The sequence below is a fragment of the Sphingopyxis terrae subsp. terrae NBRC 15098 genome (assembly GCF_001610975.1).
GTDB lineage: Bacteria > Pseudomonadota > Alphaproteobacteria > Sphingomonadales > Sphingomonadaceae > Sphingopyxis > Sphingopyxis terrae_A.
Map to the genome: position 1 here is coordinate 191,854 of NZ_CP013342.1, position 26,149 is coordinate 218,002.

Annotated in this window: 28 protein-coding genes and 1 pseudogene; 22 read left to right on the forward strand and 7 right to left on the reverse strand. The window is 63.5% G+C overall.

Annotated elements, in window-relative coordinates; all coding sequences use genetic code 11:
- The 14 genes from AOA14_RS00905 (at position 1) to AOA14_RS00965 (ending at position 14,388) form a co-directional block, all read left to right on the forward strand.
- Entirely contained in the window at positions 1-642 is a 642-nt protein-coding gene (locus tag AOA14_RS00905) for a TraE/TraK family type IV conjugative transfer system protein (RefSeq protein ID WP_062900422.1), read from the forward strand.
- Positions 626-1,390 carry a type-F conjugative transfer system secretin TraK gene (locus tag AOA14_RS00910; RefSeq protein ID WP_054588708.1) on the forward strand — a complete coding sequence of 255 codons (765 nt, stop codon included), beginning with the start codon at positions 626-628 and terminating at the stop codon, positions 1,388-1,390. The genes AOA14_RS00905 and AOA14_RS00910 overlap by 17 nt, the downstream gene beginning before the upstream one ends.
- Positions 1,387-2,679, forward strand: a complete 1,293-nt coding sequence (locus AOA14_RS00915; protein ID WP_054588709.1) for a TraB/VirB10 family protein — start codon at positions 1,387-1,389, stop codon at positions 2,677-2,679. The genes AOA14_RS00910 and AOA14_RS00915 overlap by 4 nt, the downstream gene beginning before the upstream one ends.
- Positions 2,680-2,708: 29 nt before the next feature.
- Entirely contained in the window at positions 2,709-3,317 is a 609-nt protein-coding gene (locus tag AOA14_RS00920; RefSeq protein WP_054588710.1) for a TraV family lipoprotein, read from the forward strand.
- Positions 3,314-5,842 carry a TraC family protein gene (locus AOA14_RS00925; protein ID WP_054588711.1) on the forward strand — a complete coding sequence of 843 codons (2,529 nt, stop codon included), beginning with the start codon at positions 3,314-3,316 and terminating at the stop codon, positions 5,840-5,842. The genes AOA14_RS00920 and AOA14_RS00925 overlap by 4 nt, the downstream gene beginning before the upstream one ends.
- The gene (locus AOA14_RS00930; RefSeq protein WP_054588712.1) at positions 5,839-6,171 is read left to right on the forward strand and encodes a hypothetical protein; all 333 of its coding nucleotides are present in this window, start codon (positions 5,839-5,841) and stop codon (positions 6,169-6,171) included. The genes AOA14_RS00925 and AOA14_RS00930 overlap by 4 nt, the downstream gene beginning before the upstream one ends.
- Positions 6,168-6,410, forward strand: coding sequence for a hypothetical protein (locus AOA14_RS19535; RefSeq protein WP_054724994.1), 243 nt, complete (start codon positions 6,168-6,170; stop codon positions 6,408-6,410). Before AOA14_RS00930 ends, AOA14_RS19535 begins: the two co-directional genes overlap by 4 nt.
- Before the next feature lie 46 nt (positions 6,411-6,456).
- Positions 6,457-7,083 carry a hypothetical protein gene (locus tag AOA14_RS00935; RefSeq protein ID WP_062902937.1) on the forward strand — a complete coding sequence of 209 codons (627 nt, stop codon included), beginning with the start codon at positions 6,457-6,459 and terminating at the stop codon, positions 7,081-7,083.
- A 660-nt stretch (positions 7,084-7,743) separates the two neighbouring features.
- Complete coding sequence (locus tag AOA14_RS00940) at positions 7,744-8,697, forward strand: TraU family protein (protein WP_039581037.1); 954 nt, start codon at positions 7,744-7,746, stop codon at positions 8,695-8,697.
- Positions 8,698-9,066: 369 nt separating this feature from the next.
- Positions 9,067-10,971, forward strand: a complete 1,905-nt coding sequence (locus AOA14_RS00945) for a hypothetical protein (protein WP_238929702.1) — start codon at positions 9,067-9,069, stop codon at positions 10,969-10,971.
- Positions 10,968-12,077, forward strand: a complete 1,110-nt coding sequence (traN, locus tag AOA14_RS00950; RefSeq protein ID WP_039575491.1) for a conjugal transfer protein TraN — start codon at positions 10,968-10,970, stop codon at positions 12,075-12,077. Before AOA14_RS00945 ends, traN begins: the two co-directional genes overlap by 4 nt.
- The gene (locus AOA14_RS00955; protein ID WP_054588714.1) at positions 12,049-12,942 is read left to right on the forward strand and encodes a type-F conjugative transfer system pilin assembly protein TrbC; all 894 of its coding nucleotides are present in this window, start codon (positions 12,049-12,051) and stop codon (positions 12,940-12,942) included. The genes traN and AOA14_RS00955 overlap by 29 nt, the downstream gene beginning before the upstream one ends.
- Positions 12,914-13,513, forward strand: coding sequence for a S26 family signal peptidase (locus tag AOA14_RS00960; RefSeq protein ID WP_054588715.1), 600 nt, complete (start codon positions 12,914-12,916; stop codon positions 13,511-13,513). The genes AOA14_RS00955 and AOA14_RS00960 overlap by 29 nt, the downstream gene beginning before the upstream one ends.
- Positions 13,510-14,388, forward strand: coding sequence for a conjugal transfer protein TraF (locus AOA14_RS00965; RefSeq protein ID WP_082665250.1), 879 nt, complete (start codon positions 13,510-13,512; stop codon positions 14,386-14,388). The genes AOA14_RS00960 and AOA14_RS00965 overlap by 4 nt, the downstream gene beginning before the upstream one ends.
- A 35-nt stretch (positions 14,389-14,423) precedes the next feature.
- On the opposite strand, the gene AOA14_RS00970 is transcribed toward AOA14_RS00965, so the two are convergent.
- The gene (locus AOA14_RS00970) at positions 14,424-14,834 is read right to left on the reverse strand and encodes a type II toxin-antitoxin system VapC family toxin (protein WP_054588716.1); all 411 of its coding nucleotides are present in this window, start codon (positions 14,832-14,834) and stop codon (positions 14,424-14,426) included.
- Positions 14,831-15,082 carry an AbrB/MazE/SpoVT family DNA-binding domain-containing protein gene (locus AOA14_RS00975; RefSeq protein WP_039575504.1) on the reverse strand — a complete coding sequence of 84 codons (252 nt, stop codon included), beginning with the start codon at positions 15,080-15,082 and terminating at the stop codon, positions 14,831-14,833. Before AOA14_RS00975 ends, AOA14_RS00970 begins: the two co-directional genes overlap by 4 nt.
- 94 nt (positions 15,083-15,176) lie before the next feature.
- On the opposite strand from AOA14_RS00975, the gene AOA14_RS00980 reads away from it, so the two are divergent.
- The 3 genes from AOA14_RS00980 to AOA14_RS00990 all read left to right on the forward strand — a co-directional run bounded on the left by AOA14_RS00980 (position 15,177) and on the right by AOA14_RS00990 (position 16,896).
- The gene (locus AOA14_RS00980) at positions 15,177-15,707 is read left to right on the forward strand and encodes a thioredoxin domain-containing protein (RefSeq protein WP_052208289.1); all 531 of its coding nucleotides are present in this window, start codon (positions 15,177-15,179) and stop codon (positions 15,705-15,707) included.
- Positions 15,708-15,899: 192 nt separating this feature from the next.
- On the forward strand, positions 15,900-16,175 hold the full coding sequence (locus AOA14_RS00985) for a hypothetical protein (protein ID WP_223181289.1): 276 nt from the start codon (positions 15,900-15,902) through the stop codon (positions 16,173-16,175).
- Positions 16,176-16,179: 4 nt separating this feature from the next.
- Positions 16,180-16,896, forward strand: a complete 717-nt coding sequence (locus AOA14_RS00990) for a nucleotidyl transferase AbiEii/AbiGii toxin family protein (RefSeq protein WP_052208291.1) — start codon at positions 16,180-16,182, stop codon at positions 16,894-16,896.
- 300 nt (positions 16,897-17,196) lie between these two features.
- Here the strand turns inward: AOA14_RS00990 and vapC are convergent, their stop codons facing one another.
- Positions 17,197-17,604 carry a type II toxin-antitoxin system VapC family toxin gene (gene vapC / locus AOA14_RS00995; RefSeq protein WP_058804244.1) on the reverse strand — a complete coding sequence of 136 codons (408 nt, stop codon included), beginning with the start codon at positions 17,602-17,604 and terminating at the stop codon, positions 17,197-17,199.
- A complete protein-coding gene (locus AOA14_RS01000; protein ID WP_058804243.1) occupies positions 17,601-17,795 on the reverse strand; it encodes a type II toxin-antitoxin system VapB family antitoxin in 195 nt (64 codons plus the stop codon). The genes vapC and AOA14_RS01000 overlap by 4 nt, the downstream gene beginning before the upstream one ends.
- Before the next feature lie 289 nt (positions 17,796-18,084).
- Here AOA14_RS01000 and AOA14_RS01005 point away from each other — a divergent pair, with 289 nt between their 5' ends.
- Positions 18,085-19,482 carry a conjugal transfer protein TraH gene (locus tag AOA14_RS01005; protein WP_234178595.1) on the forward strand — a complete coding sequence of 466 codons (1,398 nt, stop codon included), beginning with the start codon at positions 18,085-18,087 and terminating at the stop codon, positions 19,480-19,482.
- Between the two features lie 5 nt (positions 19,483-19,487).
- On the forward strand, positions 19,488-23,228 hold the full coding sequence (locus tag AOA14_RS01010) for a conjugal transfer protein TraG N-terminal domain-containing protein (RefSeq protein ID WP_062900423.1): 3,741 nt from the start codon (positions 19,488-19,490) through the stop codon (positions 23,226-23,228).
- Here the strand turns inward: AOA14_RS01010 and AOA14_RS01015 are convergent.
- Together AOA14_RS01015 and AOA14_RS19055 are read right to left on the reverse strand one after the other, a co-directional pair.
- The gene (locus AOA14_RS01015; RefSeq protein ID WP_232014686.1) at positions 23,225-23,746 is read right to left on the reverse strand and encodes a hypothetical protein; all 522 of its coding nucleotides are present in this window, start codon (positions 23,744-23,746) and stop codon (positions 23,225-23,227) included. The two genes, AOA14_RS01010 and AOA14_RS01015, sit on opposite strands and share 4 nt — an antisense overlap.
- Before the next feature lie 173 nt (positions 23,747-23,919).
- Positions 23,920-24,318, reverse strand: a complete 399-nt coding sequence (locus AOA14_RS19055; RefSeq protein ID WP_082665249.1) for a MarR family winged helix-turn-helix transcriptional regulator — start codon at positions 24,316-24,318, stop codon at positions 23,920-23,922.
- Positions 24,319-24,543: 225 nt separating this feature from the next.
- Here AOA14_RS19055 and AOA14_RS01020 point away from each other — a divergent pair, with 225 nt between their 5' ends.
- The 3 genes and pseudogenes from AOA14_RS01020 (at position 24,544) to AOA14_RS19060 (ending at position 25,714) form a co-directional block, all read left to right on the forward strand.
- Positions 24,544-24,783: a ribbon-helix-helix domain-containing protein gene (locus AOA14_RS01020; protein ID WP_058804239.1), complete on the forward strand. Its 240-nt coding sequence runs from the start codon at positions 24,544-24,546 to the stop codon at positions 24,781-24,783.
- 3 nt (positions 24,784-24,786) lie between these two features.
- Complete coding sequence (locus tag AOA14_RS01025) at positions 24,787-25,215, forward strand: putative toxin-antitoxin system toxin component, PIN family (RefSeq protein ID WP_062900424.1); 429 nt, start codon at positions 24,787-24,789, stop codon at positions 25,213-25,215.
- A 118-nt stretch (positions 25,216-25,333) separates the two neighbouring features.
- A pseudogene (locus tag AOA14_RS19060) lies at positions 25,334-25,714 on the forward strand (PRC-barrel domain-containing protein).
- Positions 25,715-25,857: 143 nt separating this feature from the next.
- On the opposite strand, the gene AOA14_RS19540 reads toward AOA14_RS19060, so the two are convergent.
- Entirely contained in the window at positions 25,858-26,046 is a 189-nt protein-coding gene (locus AOA14_RS19540; protein WP_160328055.1) for a hypothetical protein, read from the reverse strand.
- Positions 26,047-26,149 lie beyond the last annotated feature (103 nt).

Below are 26,149 nucleotides of genomic sequence, written 5' to 3' on the forward strand. Positions count from 1 at the left end.
ATGTTCTCGCGTCATCGCAAACCCCGAAGCGCGCCGGTCGACCCGCTGCTCGGTAAACCCGCCAGCTTCGGGATCCATCGGTACATTCAGGGCTCATCGAACCTCTTCGAAGAGAACCGGCTGCTCAAGTTCGCGATCGTCGGGCTGTTCGGCATTACCGCGGTGCTTGGCACGGTCATTTACAGCTCGGACCAGAAAGAGCGCACGGTGGTCGTGCCGTTCGGTTCGGGCGGCGATCTCTATGTGACCGGCTCGAAGCCATCGGCCGCCTATATCCGCACGATGACGCGCAATATCGTCGCGCTCGCCGGGACCTATTCGGCCTACTCGGCCGACCGGCAGTTCCAGGAACTGCTCTCGATCGTCCATCCATCGGCGTACGACAGCATGCGCGACAGCCTGAACGGCATATTGGACGAGCTCGCGGGCAATCCGACGCTGTCGATCGCGACCTACATCCGCCCCGATCAGCCGGTCCAGTGGACCGAGCGTGACATCCTGGTCCCGATCGAGAAGGTCCGCGTGATCGGCGGTGTCATCCGCAAGTTCCGCGGCGAACTTCGCGTCCGCTACGCCATCGAGAACGGACGCTTCTGGGTCATTTCGCTCACCGAGGAGAAATTCGATGTCCAGCCTCGCTAGGCTCGCGGCGGCGCTGCCCGTTGCCGCGCTGCTGTTGCCCGCGCCCGCATCAGCGCAAGCCATCACCGTCCTTCCCGACCAGATGAGCACGATCCGCCTCTCAAACCGCGACGTCAATCATATCGTCTGCGTCGGCGGCGAGATCGAGGATGTAAAATTCTCGGCCGAGAAGGCGATCGCGGTCGAGCGCGCGGGCTCCGACGCCTGGATCAAGTTTCTCGTCAAGGAAGTCGACGATATGGGTATGGTGACGCGCAGCTATGTGACGACACCCTCTGAGTTCTTCATCAGCTGCAACGGGGCCATCTATCCGCTCTATGCCGAGCCTACGGAAATTCCCGCGCAAACGGTCACGCTTGCTCCCGGACGGCCGCAGCGCGCACGGGCCAATGAGGAGCTGCTCGGGCCGCTAGTCGAGGAAGAGAGGGCAGTGTCGATCACGCTCGCGATGCTTCAGGACCGCGTGCCGGCAAGCTTCACCGAGGTCGCGCCGCGGTCGGGAACGATCACGATTGCCGGCCTCCCCTCGGCGCAGCTCGTCGAGCGCCGGCGTCTCGCGATCGAAGGCTCCGGCCTTTCCGTCTCCGAGTATCGCCTCGGTAGCGACAGCGATGTCGTGCTCGAGGAACAGCAGTTCCTCGACCGCGCGCTTGGCATCGACATCTTCGCAGTCACGCTCGACCGACTGAGCCTCAAGGCGGGCGAAAGCGCGCGGCTGATCGTTATCCGCCGGGGAGACGGCGAATGAACGACACGCCCGAACAAGAGCCGCTCGATCTCGGCGAGGTCGGCAAACCGCTTCCGCCCGAGGCCACTCGCGGCCCCGCTCTTCTCGCATTCAAGGAGCGCTGGGCGACGCTGGGCTCGAAACAGAAGCTGCGCGCCAAGCAGTTGAGTGTCGCGGGCGTCGTCGCGATGCTCGGTACCGGTCTCTACGCGGCGAGTACAGGCGGAGATGAGAAGGCGCCCGAGGCGCCAGCGGTGACCAAGCTCGACATGGGCGCCGGCCTGCGCGGCGACAGCCTCGAGACCAAGCTGCGGGGCGACCTCCAGAAGATTCTCGATGGCCAGACCTTGCTCGGCGACCGCGTCACCGCGATCGAGGAGGGCAAGGTCGTGCCCGGCAGCAAGCCAGGCGCACCTCCCGACGGCGACCCCGGGCTTCCCCCGGCTCTGCCGGGCGCGATACCGGATTATCCACCCGCGCCCGGCGATGCCGAAATCGCGACGGGCGAGATCCCGCCACCTCCTTCACCACCCGCGGCGCCCCCTGCTCCTCCTGCGCCCCCGGTTGAAAAGGCCGTCGGCGCGATCGGCGCCGCGGTGACCGCCCCCGGCACGATTGCCGCGGCCGATGGCAAGGGCGCGCCGTCTGGCGCTAAAAAAAAGACCCGGACGATCTATTTGCCACCTGGTTTCATGAAGGCGCGGCTGCTGACCGGGATCGACGCGCTCGCGAGCCGCGATGCTACCTCGAACCCCGAGCCGCTGATTGCGCGCGTCCAGGCGCCCGCCGTGCTGCCGAATGACGTCAAGGCCAATCTCTCGGGCTGCTTCGTCATCGGCAACGCGACGGGCAGCCTCGCCAAGGAGCGGGTCGAGGTCCAGCTCGTATCGCTGTCCTGCGTCGATTTCGACGAACGCTCGGTGGTCGACCAGCCGATCAAGGGTTTCTTCGTCGACACCGACGGCAAGAAGGGGCTGTCGGGCAAGGTGGTAACGCGCGCCGGCGCGAGTCTCGCGCGCGCCTTCATCGCCGGCACGATCAGCGGGATCAGCCAGACGGTCGAGAACACGGTCGGTGACGTGTCGACATCGGCCTTGGGTTCGGTGCGGACGCTCGATGTCGGCGACGCCGCCAAGGTGGGGATCGCAGGCGGCCTCTCGAAGTCGTCCGACAAGCTCACCGACTTCTATCTCGATCTCGCGCGGCAGGCGGGACCTATCGTCGAAGTGGGCGCCGCCAAGGACGTCGTCGTCGTCATCCAGGAAGGCGTCACGCTCGAGATCAAGCCGACCGCCGGGAGCAAGTTCTGATGCCCCCGCCCATCCTCGGAGGAATATCGATGACCGATATGTCAAACCGGCGCCGCGCGCGCCTCTGCTCAGCCGCACTCTTGCTTGCCGGCGTCTTGCCACTCTCAGGGTGCGCAACGCTCGGCTCAGCGATGTCGCCGTACAGCGAAAAGTTCAGCTGCAAGAACGACGATCACGGCCAGTGCATCCATCCCGAGAAAGCCTATGAGGATGCGGCGGAGGGCCGGGCTTCGCGTTCGGACCCGGCGGTGACACGCGACAAGATATTGCTCAAGGCGAACCAGCGCGGCACCGCGCGCCGAGGACGCAGCGATGCTGATGCCTATGGTGATTACCGCGACAGCGTCTACCGGGAGCTTCAGGGGCTGATCGAGGCGCCCGAGGCGCCGATGCTGCGGCCGGCGCAGGCGGTGCGAACACTGATCCTGCCCTATGCCGATCGGAACCGGCCCGACCGGCTCTATATGCCGCGTTTCGTCTATTCGGTGCTTGAGCCCCCCTCCTGGGTCGTCGGCGGCTATCTCGTGCCGCCGGTCTCAGCCGCGGCGCGCGTGCCGGTGCTCGAGCAGATCCGCGAGGTGCCCGGAAGCGAACTGACGCCGCCGGTTGTGCCCGCGCGCGCGGAGCCGCGGCCATGAAGGCGCCCGGAACCGGCGGTGGTCTTACCTTCTCCGACCTGCACCGCGCCGTTGCGCGCGACCGCTATTCGGATTTCCTCCCGCTCGTCGCCTGGGTCGAGGAAGAGGAAGCCTTTCTCTGCATCGATGATGGCTGGGGCTATGCTTGGGAGTTGACCCCTACCGCCTATATGTTCGCGCATGTTCACCAGGCGCTGCTCGGCCTGTTCAACGTCCAGTTTCCCGAGAACAGCGTCGTCCAGCTTATCAGCTTCGCCGACCCGCTGATTGCGCCAGCGCTCGACGCCTATCTCGACCTCAAGACCCGGCCAGATCCGCTGATCCAGGCATCGGCGCGCCGGACGCACGCTTATCTAAACGAAGGCCGGAACGGGCTTGGCGCGCTCCACGGCATTCCGGTGCGTGATTTCCGGACCTTCCTCGCTGTCAAAACGCGCGCCCCCATGCACAGCGACCTGCGCCGCCAGATCGAAGAGCAGCTTGCCAAGCTCGGCATTCGCCGCGTCGAGCCGCACGAAATGATCTCCTTCTATCGCCGTATCTTCAACGGCGTCTTCGAGGACGCTCCTGGCGTATTCGCCAGCGGTGCAGCCGGGCACCCCGCCCCGCCGATCCGCAAGCAGATCGTCGATGCCGGCCCCGATCTCGCTTTCGACGGACCCGAAGTGTTCCTCGGGGGCCAGGTCGCACGCTGCCTGACGCCGAAAGCGCCGGCGAGGCGGGTTACCGCGGAACACATGAACCGGCTGATGGGCGGGATGCGCGGGAGCGCCGAGGACAGCGACCAGATTGGCGGCCCCTTCCTCTATTGCCTCAACATCCTCTTCGACCATTCGCAGTTCGAAATTCACAAGCGCGCCCAGATATTGTCGGCGCAGAAAGCGGCGGGCAGCTTTGCGGTCGAGGTCGGCAAACAGATCGAGGAAATCGGCTGGGTGCTCGACGAGGCCGGCAACAGCCGTTTCGTCTCGGTCATGCCGACCGTCTGGGTGTTCGGCCGCGATTCCCATCACGCCCGCGAGATGGCCGCGCGCGCCAAGCGCCTCTGGGAAAGTGAACCGCTGCCCTGGATGGTGCAGGAAGAATCCTACCTCAATCCGATCTTGCTGACCGCGAGCCTGCCGTTCGGCCTTTATCCCGAGCGCCGAACGATCAAGATGCTCGAGCGCGATTTCCGGATGCCGGTGAAGGCGGCAGCGCTGATGGCGCCGATCCAGACCGACTTTCGCGGAGGCGGCCGCCCTGCCCTGCTCTATGTGGGCCGCAAGGGTCAGCTCGTCACACTCGACCTCTTCGATCCGCGCATCAACAATTATAATTTTGTGGTCGCGGCCGAAAGCGGCGCGGGCAAGAGTTTCCTCCTCAACGATCTCTGCCGGCAATATTATGCCCAGAACGCCCTCATCCGCATCATCGACATTGGCGGATCCTACCGCAAGCTCTGCACCCTCTGCTCGGGTCGTTATATCGACGTCGGCGAGGAACGGCTGGTTCTGAACCCGTTCGACCTCGGGCTCGCGCTAGACGGCGAGGACAAGCATTCGGCGATCGCGATGGCGGTCGCGATCGTTGCCGAGATGGGGAACGCGGCGACGCGCAAAGGCGTTTCGACCTCAGAATGGAATCTCATCAAGTCGGCCGTCCAGTGGACGATCGATGGGGGCTATGCCGATGAAGGCATCGACTCGGTCCGCGCCTGGCTCGGTGCCTATCCGCAATTTGCCGCAGCCGATCTCGACCGTGTCGAGCATCTGAAGCCGGTCGCGCGCGAGCTCGCGTTCAATCTCAGGGATTTCGGCTCGGATGGCGCTTACGGGCACTTCTTCAACGGGCCGTCGACCTTCGACATCTCCGCCGACGAGTTCGTCGTCCTCGAGCTCGAGCGGCTGAAAGCCATGCCTGACCTGTTCAACGTCATCGTCATGGTGGTGGTAAATGCGGTGACGCAGGAGCTCTACCTCTCGGCGCGCGACCGGCCCCGCTTCGTGCTTTGTGACGAAGCAGCGCAGTTCATGACGAAAAGCGATGGTCAGGATCTGTCGCGGCTGGCTGAAGCCTTCGCACAAGGCTACCGCCGTGCCCGCAAATATCAGGGCAGCTTCGGCATCGTCCTCCAGTCTATGAACGACCTCACGCTGTTCGGCGGCACAGGCCAAGTCATCCTCGAGAATGCGGCGACGCGGTTCCTCCTGCAAGGCTCCACCTATGATCGTGCTGTCGAGAGCAAAATTCTTGACTATTCCGGGTTCGTCCTCGACCTCCTGAAATCGGTCCGCAACAACAAGCCGAACTATAGCGAGGTCTTCATCGACTCTCCGCTCGGGCTCGGGGTCGCGCGGCTTGTCGTCGATCCCTTCAGCTACTGGATCAACACCAGCGCGCCCGGCGAAGTCGCGGCGTTCGAAGCACTGATCCGGGCCGGGCGATCGCCGCTCGAGGCTGTGTGCGAGCTCGCCGACGTCGATCCCCGCGAGATATTGGGCGATAGCCGCGACTTGCCGCGAGCATCGGAGCCAGCGGCATGAAGCGGCCTTCGCTCCATCCCGACGAGCTAGCGATGCAGCTCGACGCCATGTTGCCCGCCGATCGGGCGCTGTTCGACGCGGCCGTTGCGGCAGTGGCCGAGCGGCAGGCACTGGGTTGGCGGTTCCGGCTCGTCATGATCGAATCCGTCATGATGGCTGGCCTCGTTCTCATCGCCGGACTGCTGGTTGACCAGCCGACGTCGCTGTTTACGCAGGCGTCGGTGACGGTCGGAATCGCTTGCTTCGCAAGCGGGCTGGTCCTGATCTGGCTCTCGTCCGTGACGAGCGGTCTGATGCTCCGGTGGCGCGGTCATCGGCGGACACGATGAACGGCCTCCTCTCCCACGCTCCTTCGCCCATCGCGGTCAGGTTGGCCGTCGGTGGCCTGATGCTCGGCCAGGCGCAAGCCCTCATCCTCTTCGCCGCGCCCGGCCCAATCGCGAACTCGCCGCGATCGCTCATCGTCGTGCTGAGCCTTCTCTCGTTGGTTTCACTTGTCGGTGCGATCATCGGTGTTGGCAGCTCCGATCCGCGAGAAAGATGGAGGAGATATCGTCGTGGAACATGATCGCGGTAGCATTCGAGTGGCCGCCTGGCAGTTTGGCACCTCGTTGATGCTCGTGTTTGGGGCATTCGTCATCGCCGCCACGGCGCGTGGACAGACCGCGGCGATCGGGCGCACCTGGGCGATCGCTGAACCCGATGCCCTTTCTGAAATCGAGGCGCGCGTTGCGCAGCAGCCGAAAAGCATCGCGGGTCGTTTCGGTCCGCGTGAGAAGTGGAGCGCAATGCAGTCAGCCGCCCTCGGCGTTGCGCGCGCGAACAGGAAACGAAGCGTCGTGCCGTTCCACACGCTCGATTTTGAGGTCCGGTTGGACGACGGCAAACTGCTCTATCCCAAAGGCTACACCTTCAACCCCCTCACCTATGTGTCGATGCCGCAGCGCCTGATCGTGGTTCATTCGCGCGACCTGAACTGGGCGCTTGGCCACGCGCGGGCGAGCGACTGGATATTGCTCGCCGGAGGCGGCCCGGAGGTGACCGACCCGATCGCACTCGGAGAGAAGGTTGCGCGCCCGCTGTTCATTCTCGAAGAGCGCGTGAAGGAGCGGCTCGATCTTCGCGTTGCGCCGGTCATAGTCGCGCAGGTCGGACAAAAGCTCGAGCTCAGCGAGTTCGCGCTTGAACGAAAAGGCCCGGCTCCCGCGAGCCAAATCCTACGCTCGGCGAGCACGCCGTAATTTCGCCAGCTCTTTTTTGGCGCCTTCATCCAATCGCAAATCCGGTCATCCGCCTATTCGGACGCCGCGACCCAGGGGAGCTCTAATCGGAAACGAAGACAGAGTTCTTCATCTTGACGCCCGCCTGGCTCCGGCTGGACGGGCGTCTTTTTTTACTTCGATGAAGTTCGCAAGATTCCGCAGGGTCCCATTTGGCCCGATCGTCGACTTCGTTGATGCCTGGAGGAACTCGCTTCGCAAGAAGCGAGCTTTGGTGCCTTCCCTTCGCCATGGTCTGGTCCGCAAGGACGCGACGGGACCGCGAGCAGACATCTGATCGGCAAATCCAACCTCAGCGTCACGGAAGCCGGCCCCGCACCGCTGATAGCGGCAACGATGTGCCCATCCGCGGCATATCCTTTCCCATCTGGTTGCGACGAGCATGTCGGCGGGTCCATCTCCGCTTCGGGCAGGCCAATCGCCCATACAGAGCGCCGAAGCCTCATCCAACCTTTTCAGCGCCCTACCTGGCGGAACGGAGAAGTCATGCCAGCTTGCCGACACTTGCGCGCGACTTCCGCATCGGGGAGCAGCGGCGCCAGGCGCCAAGTCGAGCCGAAGAAGACGCGCCGGTCCTTTCGCTGGGCGGTACCCGTCGGGCTCGGCGCAGTTCTCGCTTTCATCCCCGCTCCAGCGCAAGCATCCAAATGTCCGAGCGACACGATCTTCAACCCGATCACCAAGGTGCGTTGGAACTGCATCTTCCCCATCACCATCGGCGGCGTGCGCGCCGGCAGCTACGACAAGCTCGACAAGGCGCTCGACGCACAATCGGCGTCGAAACCGCTGTGTGCGTGCCGCAAAGGTGCAACCTTCTGGTTCGGTGTCAAGGTCAGTTTCTGGACTCCGAACCGGATGATCGACGTGGTGACCGAACCCGGCTGCATGATGGCGCTCGGCACGGACATCATGGCGACCGGCGGCAAGCTCCAGGGCAGCCAGTCGTCGATTTCGGACGGCACGAACACGACGAAGTTGTTCGCGCAGATGCACTATTATGTCGCGCCGGTCTGGAAGATGCTCGACATGTTCAGCGATCTTCCGTGCCTCGAGGATGACGGTTTCGACGTCGCGCTGATGACCGAGGTGATGCCGACCTGGCAGTCGGGGACGCTGGGAGCGATCATCCAGCCCGAAGGCATCCTGTTCGGCAATCCCGCGGCCGGCCTTGCCTGCATGTCCGACAGCGCCGCGGCGGCAGCGGGCAAGGTCATCGACCCGCTCTTCTGGTGCATGGGCAGTTGGGGAAGCACCTATCCTGTCGCCGGCGACATTCACATGGGCGACCGCGTCGAAGCCTGGGCGGGGCTGGCAGCGCGCGGCACGTTCATGATGGGCCGGCTCGGCGCGCTGACCATCCATTCGGCGGACGGCTGCTCGTTCAAGCCGCAGCCGATCTGGACCAAGAGCCGATACAAACTCCAGCTCATGGAGCCGGTGAAGGGCGGCAAGTGCGTCAACATCGGCCGTCCCGGCGCGCTCTGGACCTCCGGCAAACACGCGCCGGGCAAGGACAACGCCCAGTTCATGCTCTTCGAGAAAGCGATCTGCTGTGCCGGCATTTCGACGCCCTGACCCGGCACTTCCCGATCGTCTCGTGCGCAGCCCGGAATCGGCCCGGTCTGCCCGCCACAGCCCCGGTGGCTGCCGGCAGGCGCGCGAGGCGGGAGCGGCGCCCTGCCCCCTCTCGGGCGCCGCTCCACCTGCAGACGATACGGGTAAATTGCCATCGCCACAAGCGAGACCGGCCCTGATCCCGCCGTGTCCTCGGGTAAAAGCGGTGCTCACGGTGTTCGACGGCCAGGCCGTCTATCGGCACCTCTCGCCCGGATCCGATGACTTCCGGGCGGGAGACCTGTTTCGGCTCGCGCATGGATCGCGCACTGTGGACGGTGATCGTTCGTGAAGCGCTCGGTTTCTCTCCTGTTGCTGCCGATGGCGGCAATGGCTTCCGCCAGCACACTGGCGCAGTCAGTCGAGGACCGCGCGCGCGCAGCCGCGGAAGCTTCTCGCGCGAAGTCCTCGACCAGCAAGGCGATCCAGGAGAATTACCTCACCCCCGGCCTCAGCGGACAGCCGATCGCGACGGTCGATCGCAGCCAGAGCTTTACGCCGAGTCTCGCCTGCCAGAAAACATCGAGCCTCCTCGAAATCCTGATCCAGCCTGACGGCACGGGCGACATCAACACCGTCCGCATCGCCCGCGACACCGATCTCGACGGCAGCTTCGACCGCGTGTCCACCTTGCCCGTGCCCGTCTCGGGCATCTGCGCCAACGGCGTCATCGCTTGCCAGCCCGGAAGCTGGAACGCGTGCAACTATCATCGTTGGAACGTCGATGTCTCGGGCGACCTGGGGCTCGCCGCCGCCGAAATGGCCGAACTCGCGGGCTGTTACTGCGTCAACAACAGCTGCGGCGCGAATCTCGTGATGGACAATCTGCCGTCGGTGCTCAAGGATCTCGGCGGCGGCGCGATCGGCGCACTCACGAGCCACGATCCCCGCGTCGGCGTGGCCGAGGCGCGCATCAACGGCCCGCTGATCCAGTATGTCGGAGCGCAATCAACCGCCTGCACGGCTTTGCCGGACCTTCCGCAAACAGCCTATCGCGGCCGTCCGACTTCGATCCTCGGCGACGCCGCGGCGACCGCAGCCGGAAGCTCGCTGTTCCAGAGCCTCAAGGGATCGCCCGCCGGCATCGGCAAGGCCGAACAGGTCCGCGCCTGCACGATCGAACGCGACGTCACACTGCGGCCGCTCGCGTATGAGGATATCGTCTCCGCGACGGGCGTCATCTATTCGGTTCAGGGCTGCGGCGAAGGCTGCCGACGCTTTCGCATCATCGGAGATGGCAATTGCAGTAGCGCGCCGCCGATCTTCACCGCGCGCTTCGAAGTCAGCGACCCCGCGAAGCTCCTGTCGGCGCGGATCGTCGAGATGGGCGCCGACGACTGGGTCCAGGGCCGCATCAACGGCCGCGTCGTCGGCTCCGCGGGGCCGCGTCCGTGGCTGACGACAGGATTGCCTTCAGGCGACTGCCGCACCGATGGCGGCGCGGCGCGCAATTACACCTCCTATGATTTTACCACCGACCTGCGGGCGGGGCCGACGACGGTGTCGGCACGCGTGCGCGGCGGCGGCGGCGGTGCGCCTCTCACGACCGAATGGGGACTGGTCGACGTCGAGATTCGCGTTTCGGACGCATGCGAACCGAGCGACCGGCTCGTCGACCAGTGCGAAGATATTGGCGCCAATCAAAAGTGCCGCCTCGACAGCGAGAGCGTCGATGGCGTCCAGACGTTTCTGAACGGCGTCGGCACCGGCCTTCGCCCCCTCCCGCGGTCGCGCCAGTTCGGCACGGGCAGTTGCACCGCTACCCTTACCCGCGACTTTTTCCTGCGCCAGCGGACCTATAAATGCGCGATCGACACCGGCGCGATGCCCGAACCCGACCTGTCGCGCGGCGCCTATATCATCGATCGTTCGACCGAGACGCTGCTCGCCGACCGCGTTCGGACGGCCGACGGCGGCAGCGCCGCGTCTACGCGCGCCTTCGCGCTTCCCGATCGCGGCTCGGTTCCAGCTTGCGAGGCGGTCTGCAAGACGCGCTCTGCGAAAGCCAATACCGACGCGGCGCCTGCGGGCGTCGTCGGCGCGCAGCAGACCAGCCCGACCGGCTTCGACACCTTCTATCACGCCTGCTCACCGGGCAATGTCTGTCCCGCCGGTCCCGGCGAGACCATCGTCACGCCCTGCGGCTGCCTTGATACCTTTCCCGAGGCGGTGGTCATGATGCAAACGGTCAGGCTCGCTGGCGCCGATCTCGCCTGCACGGCGACAGCGCGATGATGGGCCGCTTTCTCTTCTGGCCGTCGCGCCTCGCGCTGATCCTGTTCGGCATCGTCGCCTTCGCGCTCGCCGTTTACGCGTCGGCAGCGCAGGCGCAGCAGATTTGCGCGGTCGACCTCAATGGCAATGGTGACGCCGACGACGCGGGCGAGACCGCTAGCTGCGTCGGGATGCAAGGTGGTAGCTGGCAGTGCCCGATCGAACGGGCATCGTGCGCGCCCGAGCCCGGCGGCGCGTCGTCCTGCCCGCTTGGTTCGCAATATGCGTGCGAGACGCTGGCGAGCGGCGGCGTGCCGAGTTGCTCGCCGAACGCCTGCATCGATACCGCGGCAAACCCGATCGAGGATGAACCCGTCGTCGACGATCCGGGCGCGCCCGCCGACGGCGAAGTCGACACCGACGGCAATTGTCTCGGGAACATCGAGATATTCGGCGGCCGCGCGCTGCGCTGCCGCCCAGCGGGCCTCAAGACAACCTTTTCCAACTGCTGCAAGGACAAGGGTAAGATCGTCAAGGACGGAATGGGCTCGTCGATCGCGTCGACGCAGACGAAGATCGCGATCGCCAAGGGCGTGTTCACCGGAGCCCAAGCCGCCTATGCCGCCTTCCAGGCGGGCGCGACGGCAAGCCAGGCGGCGAGCGCGGGCGCCAATGCGATCATTGTCGGCATCGATCCGACCTCGATCGCGATCAGCCTCGCGGTCAACGTCATGATCGAGTTCCTCCTCTCCTCCTGCGACCAGCAGGACATGGAGACGGGCATGCTACGCGGCTCGGGCATGTGCGTCGAGGTCGGCTCCTATTGCTCGTCGAAGATCCTCGGCATCTGCGTCCAGAAGTCGCGCAGCCATTGCTGCTTCAATACCAAGCTCGGCCGCATCATCCAGGAACAGGGCCGCCCGCAGCTGAAGTCGTTCGCGGATGGCTGGGGACCGGTGAAGACGCCGAACTGCCGCGGGTTCACGCCCGAAGAGTTCCAAGCGCTCGACTTCAGCCGAATGGACCTCTCCGAATATTATTCGGAAGTTCAGGCCCGCGCGCAGGCCGACATCCAGTCAGACATGAAGGATCGTATCGATGCCTATATGCAGGCCATCGGCCGCTAGGCGCCGCGCCGTACTCGCGGTGGCGCTCGCCGACGTAGCCGGCATCGCCGGCCTTGCCGCAGCGCAAATATCGCCGGGCATCGACGACAACCCGTCGGCGCGCGAGAAGGTAGAACGCGAGGGCGAAGCGGCGATGGACCGGCTGAAGGGCGCGGTGTCGCGCCGCAAAGCCCAACAGCAAAACGGCCCATCTGACCTGCCGAAGCCGAGCGAGGTCGAACGCCGGCGCGCCTTCGAGGCGATGCGCGACCGTGCCAAGTCGCCAGCGATGGAAGCCCGCGCCCGCGATGCGCTTGAGACCGGCAAAGACCGCTTCGCCGCAGAGCGCGAGGCGATGGCGAAGCGGCTCGGCCAGGCACTCGGGCTCGAAGCGCCCGAGATCAAGGCCGTCGCCGATGCCGGTCCGGCGCCGGCGGCGAAAGGCTGGGTGCCTGTGCTGTTCGTCTCCTCGTCGATGCCGTCGTCAACGCTGCGCACCTATGCAGCGCAGCTCGAGAAGGCACGCGGTGTCCTCGCGTTTCGCGGCATGCCGGGCGGGATGGCCAAGGTCGCGCCGATGGCGAAGCTCACCGCCGAGATTCTCCGCCTCGATCCCGGCTGCGAGGGACCGGCATGCGTGATGCGCGACGTGCAGGTGATCGTCGACCCGCTGGTCTTTCGCCAGCACGGCGTCACCCGCGTGCCCGCGCTCGCCATGATCCCGGGCGATCCGGTGCTCCCCTATTGCGAGCGCGAGGAGGAAAGTCCGCGCGGGAGCCATATCGCTTACGGCGATGCCGCCCTTTCCGGTTTGCTCGAAGAAATTGCCCGCCTCGGCGGAAAAGAGGAGGTGCGCGATGCTCAGTCTCGCCTGGAAGGCCGGTAAGCATCTGGCGATCGGTTTGAAGGGACTGCCGCGGCGCGCAGCCGTTGCGCTCGGCAGTCCGGGGCTCGGCGAGCCCGCGCGCCCCGACCGGCTCTGGAAGGCGACGGCGATCGTTGTGCCACTCGGGCTTCTGACGTGCTGGGCGATGCAGCAAGCCATTCTCGTGATGTCGCCGTCGATCGACGCCTGGGCGGTGCGCGCGGCGCCGGGGCCGATCGAGAAGGGCGATTTCGTCCTGTTCATGCTCTCCCATCCGCTGGCCGGCCCCGAACCGGTCAAGGTGACCAAGCGCGCGCTTTGCATGCCCGGCGAGCGCATATCGCTGATCGAGAAACCGTCGACGATGGAGCCCCACGCCATGGACGGGTGGTATTATTGCGACGGCGTCCTGCTCGGCGTGACCAAGCCCTACGGGCGAAATGGCCAGCGGCTCGACTATTGGCGGCCCGATCACGGGCTGATCCCGCCGGGATTGATCTATGTCGGCTCGCTGCACCCGAGCGGGTTCGACAGCCGCTATTACGGACCGGTGCCGATCGCGCGCCTCACCCGCATGGAGAAGCTGCTGTGATCCGCCCTGCCCTCCTCGCGGCGCTCATCACGGCCTTCCCCGCCGCCGCGCAGCCGACCTCACCCACCCGCGAACCGAAGCAGGGCTATTGGTGGTATCAGGCACCGCCGCCGGTCGAAGATGCGGATGCCGAGCCCGACGCGCTGATGAAGCCGGCGATACCGCCGATGGCGGAACTGGCGACATGGACGCCGCCCAAAATCCGCAAGCTGATCGAGCAGCAACGCGACTATGCAGCGACCGTGCTCACCGTCGACGCGGTCGCGGACTTCTGGCGGCTGCAGGACTTCGCGCGGCGCAAGGCACGTGCGTTCGCAGGCGTGACTCAGATCGCCTTGCTTCAGAACCCCGAACTCAATGCCAAGTCCGCCAACCCGATCGTCGGCGACGCGCGCGCGGCGATGGGTGCCGAGAAGGAAGCGGTTCGCCGCCGGTATCTCCGCGCCCACGCAAGCCAGTTCGCGCTCGTCATGTTCTCGCGGAATTCCTGTGGCTATTGCCGGGTGCAATGGCCGATCCTCGAACGGTTCCGCGAGGAGACGGGCTGGCAGGTCACACAGATGGATCTCGAGCGCCGACCGGAGCTCGGACAGCGCTTCGGCGTCGAGGTGACACCGACGACGATGGTGATCCGCCGCGACAGCTCGGCAAGGATGGTGATCGCGTCGGGTGTCGAATCCTATCCCAATCTCGCGCAGACCACATACCAGGCCGTGCGGCTGATGCTCGGCGACATTCGGCCCGAACAGTTCCTGACCGGCGCGGGCGAGGAAGATGGTTTCTTCGACGCACTCGGCAATGGGCCGGTTTCCGCGACCGATCCCCGTGTGTTGGGCGGCGACCTCGTCGGTGCGGGCTTGGAGCCGCGTCGATGACAGCGTCTATTGCCGAGCAGCGCAGCGCAGTTGGATCAAGCTTTCGATTGATCGGGGTTCATCGCAGATTGCCCATGCTTTGCCAGAAGGCCAACAGCGCCTCGATCGAAGCTCACGAAGGTCTCGCCTCCCAGCCATTGGCCATCGTGGGCGATGACCCCATCAGCGAAGTCTCCACCTTGCTCCAGTATTGCAAGCCCCGCTTCAACAGCCTGTCGGTCCGCTGCGACATTGCCGGCGTCGATAAGCAATCTGACCGATGCAGCGACCCTTGCCGCCTCATAGCGATACACTTTTCTGAGCACCCAGCAGAACTCGCACAAGGCCGGAAGCGTCACAGCAACAAGTTCTGCTTCCTTCAGGAGCTTTTTTGCCAAGGGGCTTTGAACGGGATCGTCCAGCGTTGCGGATCGGACGAGGATATTGGTGTCGGCAGTAATTTTCACAGCTGTCCGGCCCAGCCCTTTTCAATGGCCTCATTCATCTCCTCGATCGAGATGGGCCGCTGGCCTTCCCGCTTGAGTGACCCGAAGAAATCCTCAATCTTTCCGGAAGGCCTGATGGCCCGAATCTTGATTTCACCGCCGGGGAGTTTGTCAAAGCTGATCTTGTCGCCTGGATGGACGCCGAGATGCCTGAGCAATTCCTTCCGCAGCGTGACCTGCCCTTTCGCGGTAATGGTAACAGCGTTCATGTGGCGAGTCCTTTCAATAGCACAAGGTAAGAGCAAATCCCCTTACCTGCAAGGCGAGTTCAGTATGTTGGCGCGATGTGCAAGCGCGCTGAGCATGAGCATCCTAGTCATTTCGCCCGGCATGGCGCAGACTGTCAGCCGCGAGGATGCAGCGCGCGCCGCGATCCATCCGGTCGGAACAACTGCGGCGATGAACCACTGGCTCTCGCGCGTTCCGGTGACGCGCGCTTTCCCGCCGGACTTTACCGAGGAACTGCGCGGACGCAGTTCGGCCTTCGTCGTCGAGATGAGCACCGCGCCCGGCTGCGTTCCCTGCGCCGATCTCTGGACCAAGCTCGGAAGTCTGGGAAGGCGATATGGCTGGCAGGTCCGCGCCATTTCCGCGCAGGAAGCGATGCTGCGATCGGGCCGGCTCGGCTTGCCCTGGATCGGGCATCCGGTCGCATGGGTGCGTCCGATGAACGATACGAACCGGATCATTCCAATCGCCGTCGGGACCGATCATGCGCCCAATTTAGCGCGCAACCTCTATCTCGCCGCGAAGATGCTGACGGGCGTTCGCCCAGCGGTAGGCGTCCGCGCACTCTCGAAATTCACTGGAATCGTTGGGGGCCCGTCGCGATAAGCCGGACGGAACTTTCTTAGCTCTGGCGCGGAATCTGCTTGAAACATCAAAGCCATGATGCATGCTTCATAAGCTGAATCTGGTCTTGTCATTATTGCCTCGCGTCGGGCGTAGGACGCGACCTGAGCGAGATTCTTGTTTTGATAACCGCTCGCGACTATATGAAAACAACGATCCAAACAGGATCGTGTTATGAGTGGAATGATGGCAAACGCTGTAACTCAAGTGCTGACGACGGTGAACGCCCCTTATGGGGCGGCCGTTTCCGCACATCAGCTTGCTGCCATGATCGTCGACTTGAAGAGCGCGATTGACTGCAACGCGCCGGTTTTCGCTTTCTTCTCCGAAGTGCCGCTGAACGTCCAGGAACAGTTCATGGCAGCGATGGGCGTAGACGCAAGTCAAGCGAGCCAAGTCGCCGATAAAATCTCCGAACTTTCGGGCTACACGCTACCGCTGGCGGCCTGACGCCGTGTCTGCAAAGCGGCCGAGCGAATGGCCGGTCCTTTTCAATCTCGCCGTAGATATTCTTGACCATTTCAGGAAGGCGAACGGCTTCGCGCCTCAGTGGAGCTTCGGCGGCGGAACCGCACTGATGCTGCAGATCGATCATCGTGAAAGTCACGACATCGACCTGTTTCTGGACGATCCACAAATCCTCCCATTTCTCAATCCGGAAACGCAAGGCATCAAACTCGATCACGCTCCTGACAGCTATCAGGCAGGCACCGATATGCTGAAGCTTGCTTATCACGATCTGGGCGAAATTGATTTCATCTGCTGCGACAGCATCATTCCAGATCCAACACGAGCGCACGACGTTCAAGGTCACGCCATCGCGCTTGAAACGCCAGCGGAAATCATCGCTAAAAAGGTCTTCTATCGCGGTTGGAGTTTCCAGCCGCGCGATATGTTCGACCTTGCAGCGGTCGCCGAGCATTTTGGACCCGACTATGTAGTCGGGGCTATTGAGCATTGCGGCCGCGCGAGGTGCGAAACGGCTCTGGCAGTCATCAACAAAACGAATCCCGCCTATGTTGAAGGGATTATTGGCCAGCTCATGCTTCGCGAAAAGACGCGCAATCTCGTTGCCCACTCCCGAGAAATCAGTCGAGACCTGATCGGACGAGCTTCAGCGAAACAGCCTATCCTGAATCCGGATACCCGGCCGCATGAGTCCGACCGGTGAACGATACGAACCGGATCATTCCGATTGCCGTTGGCACCGAATCATGCGCCCAATATCGCGCGCAATTTATATCTCGCCGTAAAGATACTGACCGGCATGCGCCCTGCAAGCCGGGGTCCGGGCGTTTTCGAAATTCACGGGAATTGTTGCTCAAGGGCCGGACATCTCACCGCAACGCCGAGCAAAGCCATAACTTCGAGCTTATTCCGGTTGGATATCCGTTCAGGGCGAAGAAGCGAAATCGAGCAACGACTTATCCCTGCAAATCTGGAGCTACGATCCAGATTTGCAGGGATCACATCATCGGCGTGCGTCCGACATGGCCGACGAGAGTCCGAGATGTTCCACGAAAGGATCAAAATCGCGGTCGCTGTAGAGCAGTGCTAACCCGTCTTCTATGCAACGGGTGGCGATAAGCGTATCGATGGTCTTGCGAATAGTGGCCCCTTTGCCGCGTAGTGCCCGAAAGTTTCGGGCCGCCTGGATCGCGATATCGCGACCTCCGATATCGATCTGGTCGAGAGACCCCATCAATCTCAGCCCGACGTTGAAGTCGCGGTCGCTGGTGAAACCCTGCAGGACTTCAGCCAGAATGATGTCGCCGGTCAGCAGTGGCTCGGCGCCTAGCAATGCGTCTAATCGTTCCGTCTGCGGTGTGGCATCGCCCCGGAAATAATCGATCCAGACGCTGGAATCGACGAGGATCACCCGTCGGTTCTCATGGCATCAAGATCGCCCGTCCAAGCGAGCTTACCCCGAAACTTCCGAATCTCGTCCTGTTTGCGAAGCCGAAGCAACGTCCGCAAGCCGAGCTCAACGGCCTCACGCTTTGTCTTGAGGCCCGTTGCCCGGAGAGCTTCGCTCATAAGATTATCGTCGATGACGATGTTGGTCCGCATGATGTGTATCCTTTTCTTAGATCATACACATACGAACCTTTGAAAGCGTTTGCAATCCATCACGGCATCTTGCCGACCCTGAAACATGGGACGAGGCGATGATCGACATGGCAGTGGCCCATTTCGCGTGGGACATATTGGCGGAAGGACCTTGCCTCTGAGAGGCGCGTACGTGCCTCTGCCCTTGTCGCGAGAGGTCAACACAAGCGACCCTGAGCGGGTTCAGCCTGCCACATCCCGCCCCTGAGAAAGAACGCTGATGTCCTCGCTTGGCGGCCGCCGCGCCATTATGATCGCCCTCATCCTGTCAACCTGCGGAGCCGGCGCGCCGGGAGCCTATGCCCAAAGCTGGGCCGAGCATTGGTTCGACAATGTGACCTACACGTCGCCCGGCAGTTTCGAGGACCAGGCGCGCGGTTATGTGACCGCGGGCGGCTTCTCGGGCCGCGTCGACGTCCACAACGACTATCTGATGAGCGTGACGCTGCCCAAGGTGCGCGCGGGCTGCGGTGGCATCGACATGTTCCTCGGCGGCATGTCGTTTCTCGATCCCGACTATCTCGTCCAGAAGCTCGAGAGCATCCTGCAGGCCGCGCCCGCCGTCGCCTTCCAGTATCTCCTCGAAACCCTCGACGAGAAGATGGGCAACATCATCTCGAAGATGGAGGCGGCGACCAACTTCCTGAACTCGATCCAGGTCAACGACTGCCGCCTTGCGAACCGCATGGTTCAGATCGCTCGAGGAGACGACAATATGTCGGGGATCATCGAGGAGATGACCGGCTATCGCTCGATCAAGCAGGGTTATGCGAAAAGTTATCAGCAAAGCCGCGAGAAGATTGAGGCGAACAATAATAATCCGACCGAGGATCTGAAGGAAGCGCTCGCCAACTGCCCGCGCGAGGTCACCGACATCTTCCGCACCGGCTCGCTGCTCGCGCACGCCGCCGCGCGCGTCGGCGCCAGCGAATGGACCAGCGTGATGCGTGCGCGGGTCGGCGATGTTTACATGCGTTGGGACGCGACCGACAAGGTGCCGCTCTTTTCGGCCATCCCTGCCTGCCCGCGTCAGGACACCGAAGGCGTCGAGGATTTCCTGACCGGACGTGTCCAGGCCCGGTCGCTCAACGTCCCGCCGACCAGCGCTGACTGCGCGACTGACGGGCCGGGCCGCGGCGCGCTCGTCCTCGCGCGTGAACGGATGCAGACGATCGCGACCAAGATCCGCACCCGCGCCGCGCTGACTGCCGAAGAGCGCCAGTTCGTCGCCAATGTGAAGACGCTCCCCATCTACCGGATGCTCGAATGGGGCGTGCGCGAAGGCGTCGAGGATGCCGTGATCGGCGATACCGACGAACTGGTCGCCCTGACCCTCGCCTACCAGATGCTCAATGATCTCACTCGCAGCATCGATTTCGCGCTGTCGAATGCCGAGCGCGGCACGTCGGCCGCCGGTGCCGCCGACGCAGGCAATGCCAATATCTGCCAGACGCGCATCCTCACCAAGGGGATAGAGCAGCTGCGCGATCTTCGCGAGGAAGTGCTGCGCCAGCGCGCGCAGATGCGCCAGTCCTATATGGCGGCGCTGAACCAGGCCAACCTCTCGGCGAACTATGCCGGGCTCGTCCGCCAGCGCGACCGCGACGCGCGCGACGCCGCCGGTGCCGCCGCTAACCGCAATCGCTGATCGCGATGTGCTCCCGATTCCTTTCCGCGCTGATCGCCGCCCTCGCCGCCACCGTGCCGACCGCTGCGCTAGCGCTCGAAACCAGCTTCCACACCTATGACGGGTTCAACGAGACCGTCGACGCGTTCCGGCTCGTCTCGATGATCTTTGCCGATCCGCGCTACGAAACGCTGGTGCTCATCGTCGCGGTCGCCGGGATCGCGCTCGGCGCGCTACTCGCGAGCGTGCGCGGCAACGGCATGGGGATCGTCGCTTTCGGCTTTCAGACGCTCGTCGGCATCGGGCTTTTCGTCGGCATGGTTGCGACCACGGGCACCGTCCATGTCTACGACCGGGTCCGCAACGCCTATCAGCCCGTTGGCGACGTCCCGAACCTGATCGTTCTCGTCGCGGGCGTCACCAATATGATGGAGCGGGCGATCGCCGAGACGATCGACGATAATACGATCGACCCCAATGCCAAGCTCGAGTTCGGTGCGGGTGGTCACAGCTTTGACTTGTTCCTGAACGCTGTTAGCCCGCGAGGGCCGATGACCGACACCTTCCTCGATGCAACGATCAAGGATTATGTCCGGCAATGCTATCCCGTCGCGCGCGTCTCTCCCGCCTATGGCATCGACGACGATCAACTCTTTCGTACCACGAACGATCTTCCCGCGGCTTTTGCCGCGATGTCTGGGCCGGCGACCTTCAGCACCGTCTTCACTGCCACCGACAAGGGCGGAACAACGGTGAGCTGCACCGAGACTTGGACGCATATCTCGGACCGGCTTTCCGATCCGTCGCTGTTCCACGGTTACAGTCAACAGGTCTGCGAGCGCACCGGCTATGACGTCTCGAACGCGGCTCAGCTCCAGCGCTGCCGGTCGAACCTCGGAGCGCTCGGTGACAAGATGCTCGCGACGCCGCTGACGCTCCAGCAGCTGATGACGAACATCAACCTCGGCAACGCCGTCGGCGACGTGCTGTTCGAAGATAGCCCTGCGACCGCCGCGCGCGTCATGGCGAACCGTGCCGTCGTCTCGAGCGGTCTCGCCACCATGTCGACGGCGAACGAATGGATGCCGACGATCCGCGCCACTGTCTTCGGCATCATGCTGTTCATGATGCCGATCGCGCTGCTCTTCATCCTGACCCCGATCAACCTGCGCGTCGCGAGCTTCGCGCTTGGCCTCTTCGTCTTCGTCGCCATGTGGGGCGTGATCGATGCCGGAATCTACCAGCTCACGCTCGGCCGCGCGATGGACGTGCTTGCCGAGATGCGCTCGAACCATGTCGCGGCGAACGCCTGGATGCTGGCGCCAGGTTCGGCGATGAAGGCGCTCGCAATCTTCGGAAGCTTTCGCACCGCGGCCGCCGGGCTGGCCGGCGCCTTTGTCTTCACCGTGTTCCGCTTCTCGGGCAATGTGTTCACCTCCTTCACCAGCGGCGCGCTCGGCGTGCAGGGCCAGGGCACCGCGGCCGCCACCCCGATCATGACGCATGAAGGCCGCGCGCAGGCGCTCGAGGCGCAGGCCTCGGCGACCGGCACGACCGCACGGCGCAGTGCGGCGTCGAGCTTCGGCGACTTCGGAGAGCGGTCTACCTTCGGTACCAATCGCGCCTTCGGCGCCGCAGGTGGCTATCTCAGCGATCGCACGCCTGGCGCGCCGGGAGCGACCGGCTTCGGGCTCGGCGTCACGGACGCCGCACGCGAGCTCGGGGGGCTCGCCCCTGCCCTCGTCGGCCGCGACCTCACTCATCCCGCGACGGCCGCAGCGGTGCGCGCCAATGCGACGACGTCGGCGATCCACAATTTCGCCGAGAAGGACGCGCTACGTAGTCTCGGCACGAGCTATTTTGGGCCGGGCCAGGCGGGCGAACGCGCCTTCGCCGGCTTCGCGCAGAACATGGTGCAGTGGAAAGCCTTCGGCGATACGCGCGCCTACGACATGATGATGCGGGGCGCGCAGCGGCATTTCGAGCGCAATGGCTATGATCAGAAAGACGCTGCGCTGAAGGCCTCGACCGTGATCGCGCAGGCATCGGCCGACCCGACCTTCGCGAAGTTGATCGCCAACACGTACGACCAGGAGGCAATGCTGCGGAACGATCTCACGGCTGCGCAGGTCAACGTCGGCGCTATGGAAGGCCGACGCGACTATGCGGGCGACAATGTCGCGGGGATCGAACGCCGCAACGTCGCGACCGAGCAGGCGTGGCGCACCGGGAACAACGAGGGGCAGCGCAATTCCGCGTCGATGCTCGGCCTCTCCATCGACGAAACCTCGCGCCGCATCGGCTTCATCAACACCCTCTCGGGCGAGGCGCGCTCGTCGGCGATTACCTCCCTCTCCCGCGCGACGGGCCGCAATGAGGCGCAGGTCATGCGTGCGCTGGAAACCTATAACGCCTCGGTCCAGCTCGGCACCGCCGACGGCGCGACCGCCGAGGCGGCACGCGAAGGCACGAGCGTCTATGGCCGCACGCGCGAGGCCGCTGGTTACGATTTTGCCGAGCGCTCGGGCAAGCTCGATGCCCAGCGCGAAGTCGGCCACGATGGCGTGCGCGGCGCCGCGCGCATCGGCGAGCAGCGACGGCAGAGCGATAATTTCGGGTTTGCGGAAGGTGCGGCGGCTGCCGGCGTATCGACGCGCGAGGCGGCCCGGCTCGACGCCTTCATCCAGGCACTGAGCCGCACGGCGGGCAACCAGGTCGACATGGCCGAGGGTGGCGCGGCCGGAATTGCCGATCGTGCGCGCAACGAGCGGCTGACGCGGATCGTGGACAATGAGCGGTTGACACGCATGCAGGGGCTGCTGCGCAGCGAGGGCATCAACATGACCAAGCGCGAGCTCGCCATGGCGCAGAATGGCGATCTCAATCTCAATGTCTCGCCCGACGTCGCGCGGCAGCTCCGCGCCGCAGGCCTCATCAACGACAGCCAATATGGCACGATCGCCGAGGGAGGCCGCGCCCGGTTCAGCTTCGCGGACAACGACCTGCTCGTGTCGAGCAGCACCGGGTTCACGCAGTCCGCACGCAGCGACACCAGCACCAAATATGAGGCCGGCAAGCAAGCCGGACCCGATACCATCGAAAACATGCTAAGCAGCGGACCCGAGGGTCAGGCGATGATGGCGAACTGGCTGCGCGGTGGCTTCGAAATGGACCGCAACGGCGAGTGGCGGCTCAATCCGCAGGTTGCGGATACGCTTCAACGCGACGTGTCGGCGATCATGGCCCAGACGGGATGGCAGCGGGCTATATCTCGCTCGGCGCAAGACCAAATCTCAATGGGAACTGCGGTTGGCGGCAATGTCGGCGCAAGTGCCCAAAGCAGTGACTATGCGTCGCGTGGTGGTCCGGCCAAGGGTAAGGAACGATCACAGACAGCAACGTCAGGGAGCGTCGGCGGGAGCTTGGGATATAGCAGCAGCGACATGGGCACGAGTAACGAGACAGCTCGGGCCTCGCTCGATATCGTAAACTATGATGTACGCGAGGCGATATCCGCCGCAGAGCGGGCGGCTGCGCGCTCTGCAAACCCTGAAATGACATTTACGAGCGAGCTGAACCGTCAGGTGCTTGGCCCCGAGGGGCTGCGAAATCGCTACCTTGGGCAAGCCGATTCCGCACGTGGAACCGCCGATATTACTGGACCGATGACGTCGCTCGAACAATCCTCGATCTTGAGCAGTGGCCGATTTTCGACCGACCTAGCAAATGGTCCATTCGACGGAGATAGCAGCTACAAGAAGCGCTAATCTCGACGTCCAGGGTGCTGAAGGCTGAGTGGGTTGCCGATATATAGTCCGCCGGAGCGCGGATCATAGATGTCGACCGACCAATGAGGTCGCCCAAGACGCTCCCAGTGCTCGTCCTCCATCCTCATCTGCTCGAGTTCGCCGATTTCCTCGTCCGAGAGAGGCTCGCCAGATAGCGGCCTGTCGAGCCAAGCTTTGACGAACCCGAAACCAAGCACCAGTAGTGCCGTCGGCGGAAAGAACAGCATGTTGAGATAGCCTGCGAGAGCGCTGGTGTAGAACTCCGCCAGTGCCGGGACCTTCAGCGAGGCCACCGCGCCTGTCCAGTAGACCGGGATCGCCGCCCACCAGAGCTTCGCGTACCAAGGCTTCCAGAGCCAATTGCGCGCAACGGGCGGCCGCGCGGTCTCGGCTGTTGATACGTTGGAAGGTTGGCTCGCCTGCATGGGTTTCCTCGGTCGGCAGCCTATCAGAAGATGCCGATTGAAGGAATCGAAAGAGTTTCCGGAAATGGACATATTGCCTTCCCTGATCCGGTGAGCATCCAGCCATCTCCTGTTCCCATTTGCAACTTCACACCAACGTCAGCTTCCCTCCTCCTCCCTTGGACTTGAGGCCGGATTCCCCGTCCCTCGCTTAGGTATGATAGATTGTGTTCTGGACGATCGAGAACGCGGCGGCCAATCAGATTCTATCGGAGCGGCACATTCGCCCGGGACTTCGCATAGTCGTCTAGAATGCACCGCAGGGTCGCTCGACCGCGAGCGGTCAGGGCGATGTTCGTTCGGCGCCCGTCGTGAGGATCGCGCTCGCGAGCCACAAGTTTCCGCGATTCCATCTCAGTTGTCTGCCGCGTCGCCGTCGGAACCGAAACGCCACTCGCATATCCTAGGCTTGAAACCGGCAGCCCTTTACCGACCGTATCCGCGACATAGAGTTCCAGTAGCATGATCCAGCCCGCATGGCTCCAGTCTTGCTTCTTGAGGTACCGCGCAATGATCTGCCGTTCGACAAGTAGTTCACGGCAAAGGCCAAGTCGTCGAGCTTCGACATCGAACGGTGGATCATCTTGTTCGATCCGCGTCGCCATGCGTCCGTTTGCGCCTCGCGTCAGTTTGACGTGGAGAGCCGGAACGTCCGGCGCCGAGGTGGATGCTGCGATCTATTGTGTTCCGTGCAGAGGCTCGAAAATCGGGTAGGCTAAAATCGAGCCCCCCTGTGGTAAAGTCGATCCAGCGCATATGTCGGAATCGAATCTTGGCGTAAAAGATGGTCAGCGCTTATCCGCATAGGCGTCCATGAGGAGTTTTTGATTATGGGTGGTGCGACGCGCTGGACCGTCAATGTCGCGCCCGAAACCGACATTGATGTCCGCACATACCTAGCTCAGCGCGGAATGAAAAAGGGCGACCTATCGCGCTTCATTGAAGAGTCCGTGAAATGGCGCCTGCTCGATCTTACGCTCGCCGAGGCCCGCGCCGGTTTCGATGACGTCTCGCCGGAAGAGATGAGCCAGTTGATCGATGAAGCGATTGCGGATGCGCGTCGGAACTGATCAATGCGCGTTGTCATCGACACCAATGTGCTTGTCAGCGCCCTTTTGCACGGGCGGTCGCTTCCCTTTCACCTGATTGCCTTGTGGTGCCAAGGCAAGATCACCTTAATCACCTCTGCTGAACAGCTAGAGGAAATTCGGCGCGGTACGCGCTATCCCAAACTGCGGGCTCGCTTGAATCCAGCCGTTGTCGGCAGACTCGTCAATGAACTCAAGGGCAGCGCCATTGTTATAGAGAATCTGCCCGACGTGTCCGTCAGCCCGGATCCCTGGGACAACTATCTTCTGGCGACGATTGAGGCCGGGATGGCCGAACTTTTGATCACCGGCGATAAGGCCGACTTGTTGAGTCTCGGGCGCCACGGCGGGGCGCGGATTATCACGGTTCGGGAATGCCTGAGGCTGATCACAGGAACCGAGCCTGATATCTAGCGCCTCGTCGGCGCCAGAGCCGGCGTCCCTTCAGCCGAGACGACTCCATCTCATCGGCCGAAACTGTGAGAGCACGGCAAAGGGCCGCTTTGACTTCATCGACGCAGAGCCCGTGACGATGCCGAGTTCGCTATCGCTCGCGTGGTCGACTGGGGAGCCTAAGGAAACTCGGCGCAAGCAGAGGCGCTGGGCGATTGCGAAGCGCCAGGCGGGACTCGACCGCGACCGCGACCGCGAGAAGCTCGGACCGATCTACAATTTCATGGTCACCAAGCGCTAAGGTCGCGTCGAATATGCGGTCCTCCAGTTCGGCGGTCTATTCGGTCTTGGCAGCGACTATTATCCGCTGCCCTGGGACGTCCTGACTTACGACACCGAACAGGGCGGCTATGTCGTCGATCTCGACAAGAAGGTTCTCGAACAGGCGCCGCGCTATGGCGCCGATAGCAAGCCGACCTTTGATCACGACTATGGTCGCGGGATCAATTATCCGTTCTAGTTTCCGGCGCAGGATTCGGATGCGAGGTAACCGCATCGGAGGGCTGCCTCATCGGCGCGGACTGTCCCTGCGCGGCAGCACGAGCGGCAATCCGCCGACCGCCTGCCGCCGGCGATGCATATCATCTGCGACCGCATCAATGATCACGACGAAATGCTGCGGTCGATCGCACGGATGGATTTCACGGTCGCGCCGGGCCGCGGTGACGGGGCGAAGAATGGCGGCGGCCCCGATCCGCGCGATCCGACATGGGCGCCGCGCGGGCGCACATCGGCGTCACGGCCGTTCGGACGACCCCCGAACAAGATGAAATCCTCCGTATCCGCAGCCATGATTTTCACTAACCGGACCTTATCGCAGAGCACCCATACGAGATACTCGGTGAAGAAAAGCAAATCGTTGCCAAGGGTTGCCTGAAAATTCCGGTCCGCCTAC